General features: G+C 56.9%; 14 protein-coding genes and 1 pseudogene. 4 read left to right on the top strand and 11 right to left on the bottom strand.

Annotation, left to right across the window (positions count from 1 at the left end):
• Nucleotides 1–49 precede the first annotated feature (49 nt).
• Both MVO87_RS06870 and MVO87_RS06875 read left to right on the top strand, forming a co-directional pair.
• Nucleotides 50–1,396, top strand: a complete 1,347-nt coding sequence (locus tag MVO87_RS06870) for a hypothetical protein (RefSeq protein WP_297516339.1) — start codon at nucleotides 50–52, stop codon at nucleotides 1,394–1,396.
• Between the two features lie 242 nt (nucleotides 1,397–1,638).
• Nucleotides 1,639–2,961 carry a TrpB-like pyridoxal phosphate-dependent enzyme gene (locus MVO87_RS06875; protein ID WP_297516337.1) on the top strand — a complete coding sequence of 441 codons (1,323 nt, stop codon included), beginning with the start codon at nucleotides 1,639–1,641 and terminating at the stop codon, nucleotides 2,959–2,961.
• A 12-nt stretch (nucleotides 2,962–2,973) separates the two neighbouring features.
• On the opposite strand, the gene asd is transcribed toward MVO87_RS06875, so the two are convergent.
• From asd to MVO87_RS06930, 11 genes are all read right to left on the bottom strand, one after another.
• On the bottom strand, nucleotides 2,974–3,978 hold the full coding sequence (asd, locus tag MVO87_RS06880; protein WP_297552662.1) for an aspartate-semialdehyde dehydrogenase: 1,005 nt from the start codon (nucleotides 3,976–3,978) through the stop codon (nucleotides 2,974–2,976).
• On the bottom strand, nucleotides 3,975–5,153 hold the full coding sequence (gene thrC, locus MVO87_RS06885) for a threonine synthase (RefSeq protein ID WP_297515968.1): 1,179 nt from the start codon (nucleotides 5,151–5,153) through the stop codon (nucleotides 3,975–3,977). The genes asd and thrC overlap by 4 nt, the downstream gene beginning before the upstream one ends.
• Nucleotides 5,144–6,022: a homoserine kinase gene (locus MVO87_RS06890; RefSeq protein ID WP_297515965.1), complete on the bottom strand. Its 879-nt coding sequence runs from the start codon at nucleotides 6,020–6,022 to the stop codon at nucleotides 5,144–5,146. Before MVO87_RS06890 ends, thrC begins: the two co-directional genes overlap by 10 nt.
• Nucleotides 5,973–7,028 carry an aspartate kinase gene (locus tag MVO87_RS06895; protein ID WP_297515962.1) on the bottom strand — a complete coding sequence of 352 codons (1,056 nt, stop codon included), beginning with the start codon at nucleotides 7,026–7,028 and terminating at the stop codon, nucleotides 5,973–5,975. The genes MVO87_RS06890 and MVO87_RS06895 overlap by 50 nt, the downstream gene beginning before the upstream one ends.
• 120 nt (nucleotides 7,029–7,148) lie before the next feature.
• Nucleotides 7,149–8,225 carry an aspartate kinase gene (locus MVO87_RS06900; protein WP_297515959.1) on the bottom strand — a complete coding sequence of 359 codons (1,077 nt, stop codon included), beginning with the start codon at nucleotides 8,223–8,225 and terminating at the stop codon, nucleotides 7,149–7,151.
• Nucleotides 8,225–9,235, bottom strand: a complete 1,011-nt coding sequence (locus MVO87_RS06905) for a methionine synthase (RefSeq protein ID WP_297552678.1) — start codon at nucleotides 9,233–9,235, stop codon at nucleotides 8,225–8,227. Before MVO87_RS06905 ends, MVO87_RS06900 begins: the two co-directional genes overlap by 1 nt.
• A gap of 5 nt (nucleotides 9,236–9,240) precedes the next feature.
• Nucleotides 9,241–10,167 (bottom strand): uroporphyrinogen decarboxylase/cobalamine-independent methonine synthase family protein, encoded by a 927-nt coding sequence (locus MVO87_RS06910; RefSeq protein WP_297552664.1) that lies wholly within the window; start codon nucleotides 10,165–10,167, stop codon nucleotides 9,241–9,243.
• Nucleotides 10,164–11,219, bottom strand: coding sequence for a methylenetetrahydrofolate reductase C-terminal domain-containing protein (locus tag MVO87_RS06915; protein WP_297512792.1), 1,056 nt, complete (start codon nucleotides 11,217–11,219; stop codon nucleotides 10,164–10,166). Before MVO87_RS06915 ends, MVO87_RS06910 begins: the two co-directional genes overlap by 4 nt.
• A complete protein-coding gene (locus tag MVO87_RS06920; protein ID WP_297552666.1) occupies nucleotides 11,209–12,315 on the bottom strand; it encodes a cystathionine gamma-synthase family protein in 1,107 nt (368 codons plus the stop codon). The genes MVO87_RS06915 and MVO87_RS06920 overlap by 11 nt, the downstream gene beginning before the upstream one ends.
• 129 nt (nucleotides 12,316–12,444) lie before the next feature.
• Nucleotides 12,445–13,089, bottom strand: coding sequence for a Ribonuclease P protein component 3 (locus MVO87_RS06925; protein ID WP_297516790.1), 645 nt, complete (start codon nucleotides 13,087–13,089; stop codon nucleotides 12,445–12,447).
• Complete coding sequence (locus tag MVO87_RS06930) at nucleotides 13,086–13,544, bottom strand: RNA-binding protein (protein ID WP_297516788.1); 459 nt, start codon at nucleotides 13,542–13,544, stop codon at nucleotides 13,086–13,088. The genes MVO87_RS06925 and MVO87_RS06930 overlap by 4 nt, the downstream gene beginning before the upstream one ends.
• 95 nt (nucleotides 13,545–13,639) lie before the next feature.
• Between MVO87_RS06930 and MVO87_RS06935 the strand changes: the two genes are divergently transcribed.
• Nucleotides 13,640–13,870, top strand: coding sequence for an AbrB/MazE/SpoVT family DNA-binding domain-containing protein (locus MVO87_RS06935; protein WP_297516787.1), 231 nt, complete (start codon nucleotides 13,640–13,642; stop codon nucleotides 13,868–13,870).
• A 372-nt stretch (nucleotides 13,871–14,242) separates the two neighbouring features.
• Nucleotides 14,243–14,459 (top strand): annotated as a pseudogene (locus MVO87_RS06940) (pilus assembly protein); the annotation flags it as partial.

The following is a 14,459-nucleotide window of genomic DNA, read 5'->3' on the forward strand; positions in this document are numbered from 1 at the left end:
CCATAGCAAAGGTTATATTCTCCCGAGACGTAACAACTAACGAGGGCCAATGGCGGGCAAACTGATTGCTTCCGTTGCCGTTTCGGCGTTGCTCTCATCCCTCGCGTGGATAATCCTCCAGCTCAACCACCTCCTCGGAGTCCTCCTCTTTATTTCCGCAGTTATTGTACCCCCACTGGTTTTCAGGAACTACTACAGCAAAAGGCCCCTCCGGCTGGCACCGTTTTTGATAATCTCGCTCATCCTGATGCTCCTCTTAATGCCCCCTCCAGTTACGGGCCCGAACGTCGAGTTTGGTCTCCACTTTGTCACTGGTTGTTGGGGGAGAGGGGGCAATACCTGGCCACTGAGCGGTGGGGAGCTCGCCTACTCCTGCAACAAACCGATTGCGTACTCGACGATTCTCGTCAGCGGGGTCGCTTGGAAGTCCTCAGGGGTCAGACTTCCAGTTCTCGGTCGTTATGTAACCCTCCATGAACCACGTGGGAAGGCTGATAACGCCTATCGCGAGGCCGCAAAACGCGTTGAGTCGGAGGGCTACTTATTGATTGTGGAGAACTACGTAAGCGACTCCGACATCATGAGGGATGCCCTCTTCGTTAAGAACAACGAATGCATCTATCTTGCGAAAACGAGGATTCTCGGCGGTGGCCTCGCCGTTATCTCGGCGCGGGGCCCCTGCAGGGGCGTCAAGGGGTTTGCACTCCGCTGGCACGACGGCTACCTCTGGAACGCCAGCGAGCCGCCAACCTTTGAGGAGTATCGGTTCAACTGGAGTACCGAGGACGGCCTAAAAGTCGGGAAGTTTCTGTCCTCGGACTGGCCCGACGAGTGGGTTAAGAACACCTACAAAGCCATAGAAATCGAGCTCAAGGGAACCGGATACGCCAAGCGGATGGAGGGGAAAAGCGGGGACTGCAGGTGGTCTCTCTGGACAATGGGTGAAAAGTCGCACTACGTCTCTCTGAAGGGAAAGGAAATCCTCGTTATAAGCGGGGAAACCAGAAAAGTTGAGAACTCCGCGGAGAGGATTTCGCCCTGTGGAATGAAGAACGCCCGCGAAGTCCACGAGCCGACGCCTGAAGAGGTGCTTAACTCCGTAATTAAGGAGCTCAACGGGAGCCTCGTCCTGAAACCCGCCGGGGAACCTGTCCTCTGGTCCCTCGCTGGAAAAGAGTTTTTGACATCTGTGGGTGGTAGAAACCTCAGCGTGAACCTTCTCGTGTACGGAATTCGCGGGCAGTGCGACTACGCTCGCTACCTGCTCGATACATCCAACGAAACGACTTCCATCTGCCTCAAACGCAGAGGATACTTCGTCGCCGTGGCAGTTAAAGGGGAAGCCAAAGAAGTACAATTCGTCTTATCGTCAATAAAGCAACCGAAAAGAACTTAAGGAAATGCAGTTTCTTTACCTCGATGCGCCATGATGGTCAGGAGTGATTGTTTTTGGCTTTGAAGGTCGCTTCTTGAGCCCTGACATAGCCGTTAGGCGGGATTGTTTTTGGCGCTGAGCTGAGGAGGGATTGCTTTTGGCCTCGCCGTTCTGCCACTTAAACGCTCCGGTTTAGTTCTCACGCTCTTATTCCCTCACCCTTTGGGACTTCTCAAAACCCCAAAACCGGCGGAGGTGGTAGAATGAAAGCCGTTCTGCCCGATTCAAAGATACCCAAGAGGTGGTACAACATACTGCCCGACCTCCCGGAGCCCTTGGCTCCACCCCTTGACCCGGAGACCGACGAGCCGATAAGGCCGGAGAAGCTGGTGAGGATTTTCGCAGAGGAGCTCGTAAAGCAAGAGATGAGCACGGAAAGGTACATCGAGATTCCAAAGAAGGTTCGTGAACTCTACGCCAAGATAGGCCGTCCGACGCCACTTTTCCGCGCCACAAATCTCGAAAAGGCCCTTGGCACGCCCGCTAAAATTTACTTCAAGTACGAGGGGGCAACGGTAACGGGAAGCCACAAGATAAACACCGCCCTGGCCCAGGCCTACTACGCGAAGGAACAGGGGATAGAGAGGCTCGTTACCGAGACTGGGGCGGGACAGTGGGGAACGGCTTTGAGCTTAGCGGGTGCTCTGCTCGGCCTTAAAATCAGGGTCTACATGGCGCGCGCGAGCTACCAGCAGAAGCCCTACAGGAAGACGATAATGCACCTCTACGGTGCTGAAATCTACCCCAGTCCGAGCGACAGAACGGAGATAGGCCGGAAGTTCCTGAGCGAGAACCCCAACCACCCTGGAGGGCTGGGAATAGCGATAAGCGAGGCGATTGAAGACGTTTTAAAGGACGAAAAAGCCCGCTACGCCCTCGGAAGCGTCCTCAATCATGTGCTCATGCACCAGACCGTTATAGGCCTCGAAGCCCAGGAGCAGATGAAAGAATTTGAGAAGCCGGACGTTATAGTCGGGTGCGTCGGAGGTGGAAGCAACTTCGCGGGATTAGCATACCCGTTCGTGAGGGACGTTCTGAGCGGAAAGGCCGACTACGAGTTCATAGCGGTCGAGCCCAAAGCCGCCCCGAGCATGACGCGCGGGGTTTACAAGTACGACTTCGGTGACTCCGGCGGTTACACCCCAAAGATGAAGATGCACACACTCGGCCACACCTACTACGTCCCACCGATTCACGCTGGAGGGCTTCGCTACCACGGTTTAGCTCCAACTCTGAGTGTCCTGATAAATCATGGCATCGTCAAGCCAGTCGCTTACCACCAGACCGAGGTCTTCCAAGCTGCCGAGCTCTTCGCGAAGACTGAGGGTATAATTCCAGCCCCGGAGAGCGCCCACGCGATAAAGGGCGTAATAGACAGGGCGTTGAAAGCGAAGGAAGAAGGAAGGGAGGAGGTCATACTCTTCAACCTGAGCGGTCACGGCCTGCTCGACCTGAAAGGCTATGAGGACTACCTGGACGGAAAGCTCGAGGACTACGAGCCCGACTACTTCCCGGCCCTCGGCTGAACCTTTCTTTTTTTAAATGTGGCCAAGCCTTTTCGCGAGCTCAGCGTTGAGGACTGAACCTCCAGCCGCGCCGCGGACGAGGTTGTGGCCTGTAACTACGTACTTGAATGCTGAGCCGCTCTCCTCAAGCCTTCCAACCGTAACAGTCAGCCCCCTTCCCCTGTCCCTGTGGAGCCTCGGCTGGGGAACGTCTGTGTAAACGAGGGGCCTCTCGTAGCTCGGCAGGTCGAGCTTTCTCAGCGGGTCGAAGGAGCGAAAGGCTTCCCTTATATCCTCCACGCTCCCGCGCTCGAGCTCAATGAATACCGCCTCCGTGTGCCCGTGAAGAACCGGAACGCGCGTGGCTATGGCAGAGACCTCGAAGGACGCCGGCTTTATCCTGTCCCCCTCCAAGCTCCCGAGGATTTTCCTGCTCTCGTTCTCAATCTTCCATTCCTCACCTTCGATGAGCGGAATCACGTTGTCCTGGATGGTAAATGCTGAAAGGCCCGAGAAGCCGGCTCCGCTTATGGCCTGCATCGTGGCCACATGAATTCGTCTAATCCCGAACTCCCTCAGGGGGGCGAGGGAAACCGTCAAAATCGCGGTGGAGCAGTTCGGATTTGTCACTATGAAGCCGTCCCAGCCCCTTTTTTCGCGTTGAACCTCGATGAGCTTCATGTGCTCCGGATTAACCTCGGGGACGAGTATGGGCACGTCATCGTCGTAGCGGTGAGACCTGGCGTTGGTGAAGACCGGGATTTGCTCGGCGAGCTTTTCCTCGACTTCTCGCGAGATTGAAGCAGGGAGGGCGTTGAAGGCAATGTCAACGTTGGGCTCACTGAGAAACTCGCCGAGCGAGACGACTTCAATATCCTTAAACTCCTCAGGCGCGTCCTCGACGAGCTCGCCGTAACGCCTCCCTGCTGAGCGCTCGGAGGCGACGAGGGCTTCAATTTTGAACCACGGATGGCCTTGGAGGAGCCTCACGAATGTTCTCCCGACGAGGCCAGTTGCACCGAGAACGGCGGCCCTCATTTCATCACCTCCCTGAAGGCTTCGAGCGTCGGCTCTATTGGCTCGGGAAGGGTGAAGCGGTTTACGACGACGTTCGGGTCCTTGAGCCCGTGCCCCGTCGTCACGAGGACGTAGCTTTCGCCCCTGTCAAGCTCCCCGCTTTCGAGGAGCTTCATGAGGCCCGCCAGGGGAGCCGCGGAGGCGGGCTCGACGAAGAGACCTTCCTTACTAGCCAGCAGTTCCTGGGCCCTCAGTATTTCCTCGTCGCTAACGCTCTCGAAGAGGCCACCAGATTCCTCAACCGCGCGCCAGGCCTTGGGCCAGTTGGCGGGGTTGCCTATCCTTATGGCGGTGGCAACCGTCTCGGGGTTCTCAACGGGCTCGAACGGCTTTTTGGCCTTCCAGGCCCTCGCGAGCGGTGCCGCGCCCTCGGCCTGTATCCCTATCATGCGGGGGAGCTCATCGGTTATCCCCTTCTCGTAGAGCTCCTTGAAGCCCTTCCATATCGCCGAGATGTTTCCCGCGTTTCCAACCGGAAGGACGACGTTGTCCGGCACGAAGCCGAGCTGGTCGTAGATTTCGAGCGCTATCGTCTTCTGACCCTCGAGGCGGAATGGATTTATCGAGTTGAGCATGTAGATGCCGAGCTTTGCGCTTGCCTCAACGACGACCCTGAGGGCGTCGTCAAAGTTGCCCTTAACTGGAACGACCCTCGCCCCGTAGATTATCGCCTGGGCGAGCTTTCCGAGGGCTATCTTACCGCTCGGCACCAAGACGTAGGCCTTTATTCCCGCTCTGGCCGCGTAGGCCGCGAGGGAAGCCGAGGTGTTGCCCGTTGAAGCGCATATCACCTTGTCCATGCCGAGTTCGAGGGCCTTGGATACTCCAACCGTCATGCCCCTGTCCTTGAAGGAGCCGGTTGGGTTGGCTCCCTCGTTCTTGGCGTAGAGCTCAACGCCGAGTTCCCTCTCGAGGTTGCTGAGCCTGTAGAGGGGCGTTCCACCCTCGTTCAGCGAAACTCTCTTCCTCACGGGAAGCCAGCTCTCGTACTTCCACAGCGTCACGTTCTTTCCATCGAAAACGTCCTCGGCCCTCTCAAGGTCCGTAACGACCTCAAGCAGGCCACCGCAGTCGCATCTATAGCGGAGCTCGTTTTCGTCGTATTCCCTACCGCATTCGATACACCTCAAAACCATACGGCACCCCTTCCGGCTTTTGTGACGTAGACATCAACCTCGATTCCGAACTCCTCGAAGGCCTCCGCAACGGCCTTCCCTATTTGAGCCACGTCCCCACCCACCGCAAACACGGCCGGACCCGAGCCGGAAACCGAAAAGCCGTAAGCGCCCGCCTCAAGGGCGGCCTTTCTTGCCCTATCGTACCAGGGCATGAGCCTCCTCCTGTATGGCAGGGCTATTCTGTCGTCGAGGAGCCTTCCGACTGCCTTAAGGTCGTTTTCCTTCAGCGCGAGAACCAGGGAAGAGGCGAGCGCGATGTTTCTGATGGCGTCTTTCAGCGGTATCTTTGGCGGGAGGACGCGCCTCGCCTCGCTCGTTGGAATCTCGACGGCTGGTAAAACGGCAACAACCTCAAAGTCCACCGGGATCCTCTGGACCCTCAGGGGCTCGTAGGACTCTATGATAGTGAAGTCTCCGTAGTAGGCCGGAACAACGTTGTCGCCGTGAGCACTGCCGGAAGCGGCCCTCTCGCCCTCCATCGCGGCCCGGAGTATTAGCCTCTCATCCTCAACTCCGAGAACCCTAGCCATTGCGAGCGCCCCCGCGAGGGATGAAGCGCCCGAACTGCCGAGCCCGCTCCTCGGCCTTATCCCCTTCTTCAGCTCCATTTTGAGTGCAATATTTTCACCAACCATCTCGGCGAGAGCTCTGGCCGCAACGACCGCCGTGTTTCGCACATCGGCTGGCACGTCGTGCCCCTTCACGCGTATCTCCCACTCGCTCGATTCCCTGAAGGACAGCTCGTCGTAGGGCTCGCCTATGCCTACGCCGAAGACGTCAAACCCGGGCCCAAAGTTTGCTATGGTAGCGTGAACGCGAACCTTCATCGAAGACCACCCCGTGTATCTCCCTCAAAGCCGGCACGAGCTCCTCCCTCTCGACCGTTATTGAGAAGTATCCGTTCCCCTTCACTCCCTTCCAGTCGGGGAGCTCTTCAACACCTACAATTGATATCCTCGCCCTCTCTCCCTCGACCCGGTGGACAATTATCGGCCAGTCGTCGCCGAAGTCTGACACAAGGGTTCCAAGGCGCCAGTCCTCGGTTCTGCCGAGTATCAGCGGAATACTTCCGAGGGGTTCGATGGTTCTTGGGTGGAGTGCCTTCATCCCGAGCTTCGCCGCCAAAAGGGCCCTCTCGCGCGAGAGGAAGTGTATCAGCCTGGCTTCCGGAACGAGCCTCGGGTCGGCGGTGTATATCCCCTTCACGTCGCTCATTATGAGAACGCCCTTCGCATCGAGCATCGCCCCCAAAGCCGAGGCTGTGTAATCGCTACCGCCCCTGCCGAGGGTTGCCGTTTTTCCGTTGAGGTTTCCTATGAAGCCTGTAACTACTGGAACCGCTTTTTCTGCCAGCTCTCCGAGTTTCCGAACGCGGGGCAGGCTGGCTGAAAAGTCTATTTCCGCGTTCCCAAAGCTCCCGCGAAGGGTTAGGATTTCCCTCGCGTCCACGGGAATCGCCGGGATTCCTTCGTTTTCAAGAGCTTTTGCGAACAGCACTGCGGAGAGCCTCTCCCCGAAGGAGAGGATGTAGTCCCTCCACTCAGGGTCGTAACGGCGCCTTGCAACGGCTTTTTCGAGCTCGCTGAGAAGGGGCTCTATATCCGCACCGAGCCTGTTCGCTATCTTGTAGTGCTCGAGTGCTATGCTCTCAAAGGTTCTCCAGTCTGGCCACTCCGAGAGCTTCACAAGCTTCTCCGTGACACCCCTGAGGGCAGAAACGACGACAACTACCCTGCTTCCCTCGAGGAGGTAGTCAACTAACTTCAGTGCGCTCCAGAACGAGCCCTTCACCGAGCTTCCTCCGAACTTGACGACGGAGAGTTTCTCGACCACCGATGGTTGACCACCCGCTTTAGCGCACCTTTTAATGAATATAAACCTTTCGAAAGAAGGCCCATCTAAGTGACAAAATTTCGCTGAAAATCCCAATAGATTTAGAAATTTGGAAAAATATTATATCACCACTTGAACAGTTGACAGGGCCCTTGAGAACATTATCCTTCTTCCTATGACCTCCCAGTGAATCGCGTTCAAAGCGCTCCCGAGACGGGAAAGCGGAACGCGAACTGACACCCAAGGAATTCCCTTTTCCTCGTGCCTCTCGAAGGGAAAGCTCCCGAGCGAGTCAACTCCCACAACGCTGACTATTCCATCGCTTCCCTCGACACGGTAAGTCACTATGGGTATCCCGGAGCTCTCATAACCAACGACCGTGCCGATGTGCCAGTCTCTCGTCCTGCCGAGGTGTATTGGCCCCGCCACTTCAGCCGCCTTGGGATGTAGCACCTTCATTCCGAGCCTCGCGGCCACGTAGGCCTCCCCAAAGGAAACAAAAGGTATGAGCCTCGCCCCTAATACTTTCCTTGGGTCCGCGGTGTAAATCCCCTCAACATCACTCATTATGATGACACCGCTCGCCCCGATTAGACTTCCGAGGGCCGAGGCCGTGTAATCGCTACCACCCCTGCCGAGGGTCGTTCTGAAACCGCTGTAACCGCCAACGAAGCCAGGAACTACCGGCACAAGGCCTTCCTCAAGGGCTTCCTCGACCGGCTTCACGGTTTTCCTGCTCGCCCTGAGGTCTATTTCCGCGTTACCGAAACGCCCGTCCGTCATCAGGATTTCCCACGGCTCGAAAAGCACGGCTGGAATGCCCCTCCTCCTCAGGGCCTCGGTGAATATTATCCCTGAGAGCATCTCCCCAAGCGAGAGAACGTGATCCCTGAAGGCTTCCCAGGGAAGGTTCAGTGTGTTTATTCTCCTGAGCTCTTCAAGGATGGGTGAAAGAACGGAAGGCGATACTCCCCTCCTCTTCGCGAACTCCAGGTGGAGCTCCTCAACGCTCTGGACGCTTCCGTTGCCCCTTGAGATGCCCTCGAGCATGTCCGTTACGCCCTTCAATGCTGAGACGACTACCACGACCTCGTTCTCGTCCCAGAGGCGGGAGACGAAGGAAAGGGCCTCCTCGAAACTATCCCTCAGCGAGCTCCCACCGAACTTGACGACGAATCTTCCCCCGGAGCAAAGCATCACACCGACCTCCTGAAGGGTATGCTCTTCTTGCCCTCCCTCGCGAGCTCCTTCCTGACGATCTCAACGCCCCTGACCATGTTCACGAGCTTTTGATATGCTATCCTCCTGTCGAGGAGCTTTAGGCCGCAATCGGGGTTTATGTAGAGCCTCTCGGGCTCGACGTAGTTCATGACCTTCCTTATCGCCCTCGCGACCTCTTCGGGGCTTTCAACGCGGGGATTGTGCACGTCGATGACGCCGAAGCCAAGCTCCTGATGGGTCAGCTTCCTGAGGAAGTCCATGTCGCGGAACTTCCTGTTGGCGAACTCGAGGGCAAACTGCGAAACCCTAAGCTCGTCGAAGTGGTCCGCGAGGAGGTGATAGTTGGAGAAGCAGACGTGGAGGCCGAACTTAACGTTAACCCCCTTCACGGCCCTGTTGATAGCCTCGACAGCTATGGGGACCTCGTCCGGATGGTTTAGCATCGCTGGCTCGTCTATCTGGATGAACTTCGCCCCTTCCTCCTCGAGGAGCCTGAACTCCCTGTTGAGTATCTTTGCTAGCTCAAAGGCGAGCTCCTCCTTGCTCGAGTAGTACTCGTTGAAGCTCCACTCCGCTATCGTGTAGGGGCCAGTTATCGGAACCTTCACTATCTCCCGCGTCGTGTTTTCTTTGACCCAGCGGAACTCGTCGAGGACGAGCGGCTCACGGTACTCGAGCTTCGAGACCGCCGCGGCCTTGTTGAAGTACGCGTTCCCCCACACCCGTACTGGACCGTAGAAGCGGAAGCCGCCTATCTTGGAAGTGAAGTACTCGGTCATCTCGCTCCTGCCCATCTCCCCGTCCCAGGGAATATCAATGCCGGTCCTCTCGTGTTCCCTCAGGACGGCTACGCTCGCGTCCTTAACTGCTTCCCTGAAGTCCTCCTCGGGAAGTCTGCCAAGGGAGTAGAGATTGTACATCCTCAGGAGCCACCTCGGCTTTGGATAGCTCCCTATGACGCTCGTGGGAAGGATTGGAAGCTCCATCTCACTCATCCCCCTAGCTTTCCGAGGAGCCTCAGTTTCCTCCAGGCGACGCTCTCTGGAAGGAAGTCGAGGAGGGTATTCGGCGTAACGTAAACCTCCCCGTACTTTCTGAGGAATGGCCTGAGCCTGTCTATTAGCCTGTCGCGCCTCTCCATCTTGGTTTCCCTCGCGTTCACTATGCCGAGACCTATCCTTCCCGAGTAGTTTTCCGGAACCGAGCCCTCGATGAGGTCAAAGTTCATGATGACCCCCTCGGGAAGAACCCTGGGGGTGCCGAAGTACGTAACGACCCAGAGCTCCCTTATCTTCGCGAGCCCCTCTATGATCTCCCTGGCGACCTCCGGAGAAACGTCTTCCTTTTTCTCCCTCGTTGCCCTCGAAAGCTCCGCGGCCAAGGCAGGCTCCTGAAGCTCAACGAGCTTTACGGGCAGTTCCTTCATGAGTTCCCCCAGGACGTTTGCGTAAGCTTCCGCCAGCTCGTTAAGGCTTTCGTAGGCCTCGTTTATCGAGTGATAGGCGAGCGTGACGGGGCCGGGCAGGACGGCCTTGAGCGTTGCCTCGGGGTAAACCTCCTCCTTTATCTCCAGAGCCACGTTAATCCACTCGGGAATCGGGTTCTCCCTGAGCGAGAGCTCTCCCCTCACAACGGGGGCGCGGTAGAAGAAGTTGTTCTCGTAGAACTTAAAGAGACCGTCCACTTCGATTCCGTCTATGAACCGTATCAGCGGGTTAAATATGTCGTCCCAGCGGTAGAGACCGTCGGTTATTACCTTTATCCCGGCGTTCCTCAGCTTTACGAACGCCCGTCTCGTGTGCTCTCTGTAGGCCTCTTCCAGCTTCTCCTTGCTCAGCCTGCCTATGGAGTACTGCTCAATCTTCTTCGCCAGCGAGACCGGTCTGGGAAGGCTACCTATCAAAGCCGGAACTATCATACGAACACCTCCCTCACGAGCTTTCTCGTCTCGTTCCAGAGCGAGAGCCACTCCCCGGCGGTGTCCGCGAGGAGAATTAAGTTCACACCGCTCACATCGTCAAGGGATTTGACCTCCTCGAGGAGCTCCTCAAAGCTCTCGCCTCCCACGGGAATGCCCATCCTCTCAAGGAACGGTCTGAGCTCGTCCCTCAGCGGGTAGAGGAGCGAGACCACGACCGGAACGTCTACCTTAGTCTTCTCCCTAATCCCGCCGAGTATCTCGCGTATCGCCGCGACGCTATCCCTTCTCGCGACGACCTGGGTGAAGAAAACTTCGGCCCCCGCAACGAGCTTCCTGATGAGTCTCTTCACCTCGAGTGTCGTCCTGTAGTGGGGACTCATGGCGGCCGCAACCCTCGGACGGCCCTCAACTGAAACCCTGTAACCGGGGGGCATTACACCCGCAAAGACGAGCCTCGCGAGCCTTATCAGATTCGGTGCGTCGAGCTCGAAGACGGGCCTGCTCGGCATCGAAAGCCCGGGCCAGTCGCCGGTGGTCAAAAGAACTGCCTCAAAGCCGAAGAGCTGTGCAGTCCTTAGCTCAGAGGCGAGCGCCGAGAGGTTCCTGTCCTTGGCCGTTACGTGGGGCATCACACCAGCTTTTAGGCCGGTATCCTTCAGCTTCGTCGCGAGGGCAATCGGGTCGAAGTGCGGGTAACCGAGGGGGTTGTCCGGAACGGTCACGAGGTCTGCGTCGAGACCATTAACAACCTCAAGGAAATCACCGCTTGAGCGGACAACCCTTATGGGAAACTCGACGCTGAAGGCCCTCCCCTTGGATATGTTCCTCCAGAACGCCGAGTCCTTCGGCCTCGAGTCCGACTCGACGAGCCCCTCGAGCCGGGCGAGCAGTGGATGTTCATCGAAGAGCATCCAGGGTTCAAGGGGAAGGCGCTCCAGCAGTGATGTCCACGGACACCTCCTCCCGTCAACCTCGCAGGAGTCCCCGAGGGCCCCACCGCACGGCCCGTTCAGGAGATCCTTGGGGCAGGAGTAGACCTTAATCACCATCACCCCCCAAGGCCCTGTCTATGTCCTCTATGAGCTCATCCGTGTCTTCAAGACCAAGGGATAGGCGTATCAGGCCGTTGGTGATGCCGAGGAGCCTCCTCCTTTCCGGGGGCATTACCTTCGCGGCGCTCTGGGCAGGATAGGACGCTATGCTCTCAACTCCTCCGAGCGAGGGCGACGGGAAGATTTTCCTCAGCGAACGGAGGAATCTCAGAACCTCGGCCCTGCCGTCGGCGTGCTCAAAACTCACGACTCCGCCGTAGAGGTCCCTCTCGAAGAGCCTCCGCGCGGTCTCGTGGTATGGGTCGTCCCTCAGCCCTGGGTAGTGGACGGCCCCAACCTTTGGATGCTCGCTCAGAAACTCCGCCACCGCAAGGGCACTCCTGCTCTGCCTTTCAAAGCGAACTTCAAGCGTCTTCATGCCCCTCAACACGAGCCACGCCTCAACGGGCTGAATTATCGAGCCGAGCATTCTTCTCCACTGCCAGAGCCCGGAAACGTCAAGGCTTCCGAGGATTACGGCTCCCCCCAAGACGTCATTGTGGCCGGCTATGTACTTCGTTAAGCTGTGAACAACCGCATCGGCCCCTACCTCAAGCGGTCTGAAGACGAGCGGGGAAAAGGTGTTGTCAACAACGACCCTGGCTCCAACCTCCCCGGCCCTCTTCACGACCTCCGGAACGTCTATCACCTTGAGCGTCGGGTTGGTCATCGTTTCAACGAGCACGAGGGACGTTCCTTCGTCAATGGCCTCAACCAGGGATTCGGCGCTCGGATAGGCAAGCTTAACTCTAACTCCAAACTTCCCCAGCTCCTCCGCGAGCTGAATGGTGGTTCCATATGCCTCCATCGGGAGGACGACCTCTTTCCCGGCCGAGAGCTGTGAGAGGTAGAGACAGCTTATCGCCGCCATGCCGCTGTTGAAGGTCAGGGCATCCCTTCCGCATTCAAGGGTTGAGAGTTCCCCCTCGAGTATCCTAACCGTTGGGTTCTCTTCCCTGCTGTACTTCAGGTCAAAACCCCGGTCGGATTTTCCCGCCTCGCCGTACTGCGCGAATGCAACTGTGATATAAACTGGCTCGTGGAGGGGTTCCATATTGCCACCCTTGGGGACTGGAAGGTTGCATTTATATAATTTTCGACATATTTTCCGACACTAAATATTCTTCTTGGTTATACAACTTGACAAAGTTACAACAGGGACTTCAGAGGGGCCAAAAATTCGTCAGAGGCGCGAGAGAAGTGAGCGCGGGTGGAAGTTCAGAGAGGCTCTCGCCTCAGGAACCTCCATTCCGATGTTTATCCCGAGGCTCATCAAATCCCTCGGCCCGCGGACTTCCCACCTGCTCTCGGCCGAGCTCGTTATGAAGCGAGGGACGCGATACTTTCTGACCAGCTCCCAGACCTTTGCCATAAAGCGGAGCGTTAAGGCTCTCTCGTAGGGGTTCGCCCTCAAAAGGGGTGAGAGCGAGAAGCCGATTGCAACGCCCCTCCTGCCCGCCATTCCAGCCAACGTGTGGTCGAAGCCGTAGTCCTTCCTTCCGAGCCAGGGACTTATCAGCGCGTCAACCTTTGCCTCAATGGCCATCCTGTTGACCCTCATGTCGCCTCCCTGAACGTAGAGCAGGGCCTTTAGGTTTCTCGCTTTAAAGGCCCGTATCAGGCTCGGCTTTCTCGTTACGAGCAGAACCGCGACCTTCCCGTAGGTCCTCCTCAGCTCCCGAAGCTCCTCCTTCAGCGAGTCCCAGTCTGGCTCGGTATCGAGGATGAGCTTTTTGGTGAAGACTACCTCGTCGAACCACTCCTTAGCTAGCTCGTAGGCCTCCACGCTCCTGACGTCCATCTCGACGAAGTAGTCCCTCTCGCTCATTCCTTCTCCTCCAGCCACTCCCTCACGGCCTTCACGACGGCCTCTTTCCTCATCGGGAAGGCCTTAACCTTAATCTTAACCTGAATCGTGTCGCCTCCCTCGTCAACCTCTACCTCACCGAGGTAGGCCTTCTGCTTGTTGAAGCGGACGTAGAGCGTTCCCTCGTCGTCGACCTTCTCGTCGAGGTTTTCCAGTATGTAGCGCCTTGCGTTCTCGTCGAGGAGCTCTCTGAAGTGCTTGAGAAACGCCCTCACCGCTTTGCTCCTCTTTATCTCGACGTTGACGACCTTAATCGGGTTGCCAAAGAAGCCCGTGGTTTCCTCGACTTCAAAGTGAACATCCTCGTCGTCTATCTCCTCCGGAATGAACGTCCCTATCGCCTCGAGAACTTTGTCCTCGTCCTCGGTCGCGTGAATGAAGGTCGTAAGCCTGACGTGGTGCGCCCTGAGCGTCATTTTCTCTCACCCGAACTCCTTTGGAGGAGGGATTTAAAAAGGTGAGTGGGGAAAAACTATAAGTATACTCCCACTCAAATTCAAATGGTGGGAAAATGCTTGCAAAGGTGGACTCAAGGGGTAGGCTCTACATACCCAAGGAGCTCAGGAAGGACATTTCGGGTGAGGTTTACCTCGTCAGAGTGTCGGAGGGCATTCTCATAGTGCCCAAGCCAGAGGACCCATTGAGGGAGCTTGAGGAACTCGGAAAGAAGCTCCCAGACGTTTCTATCGAAGAGCTTAGAAGGGAAATCCTGAAAGAGGCGGAGAAGCTCGCGGGTGGCTGACCTCCTCCCCGCCTTGGGGAGGTTTGCGGGCCCATAACCTACTCCCGTTGCCGGTTTCGGTTCAGCCCGCAGGCCCGGCCTCGGGCCCGTTACCCCTACCGCAGAGCGAATTGGGGTTATCGCTTGAGGCCACCACCCAGAGTCCTTGACTGCCACAACGGGCAGTCATTGAAAGGACGCCTTACGGCGTCAACCCTCCAACGCTGGAGGGTAACGTGAAATCCCTCACCCCATGGGGTTGTTCTTTGGTGGCCTCTTCGAGGTCTTATTACGCTGACTAGACTTAAAAGGGTTTCGATGATTCAAGGCTGTTGGGTGGTTTACTGCATCCCCGCCGTGAACGGCGAGGCTCTCAAAAGAAAATAAAGTAAGATGGTATATGCAGACACTGATTTTTTCCTTGCTCTTCTCAAACCCAACGACTGGCTAAAGGAGAACGCCAGAAGGCTCTATGAGGAATATAAAGGGCGGATAACGACCTCGGAGGCAACTTTCCTCGAGCTTTTGATACTCTCAAAGAAGTTCGGCCTTGACCCTGTTAGACTATTATCTGCCGTGATGGCCATAATCGAAGAGGAAAATGAGGACT

The sequence above is a fragment of the Thermococcus sp. genome, assembly GCF_027063845.1.
GTDB lineage: Archaea > Methanobacteriota_B > Thermococci > Thermococcales > Thermococcaceae > Thermococcus.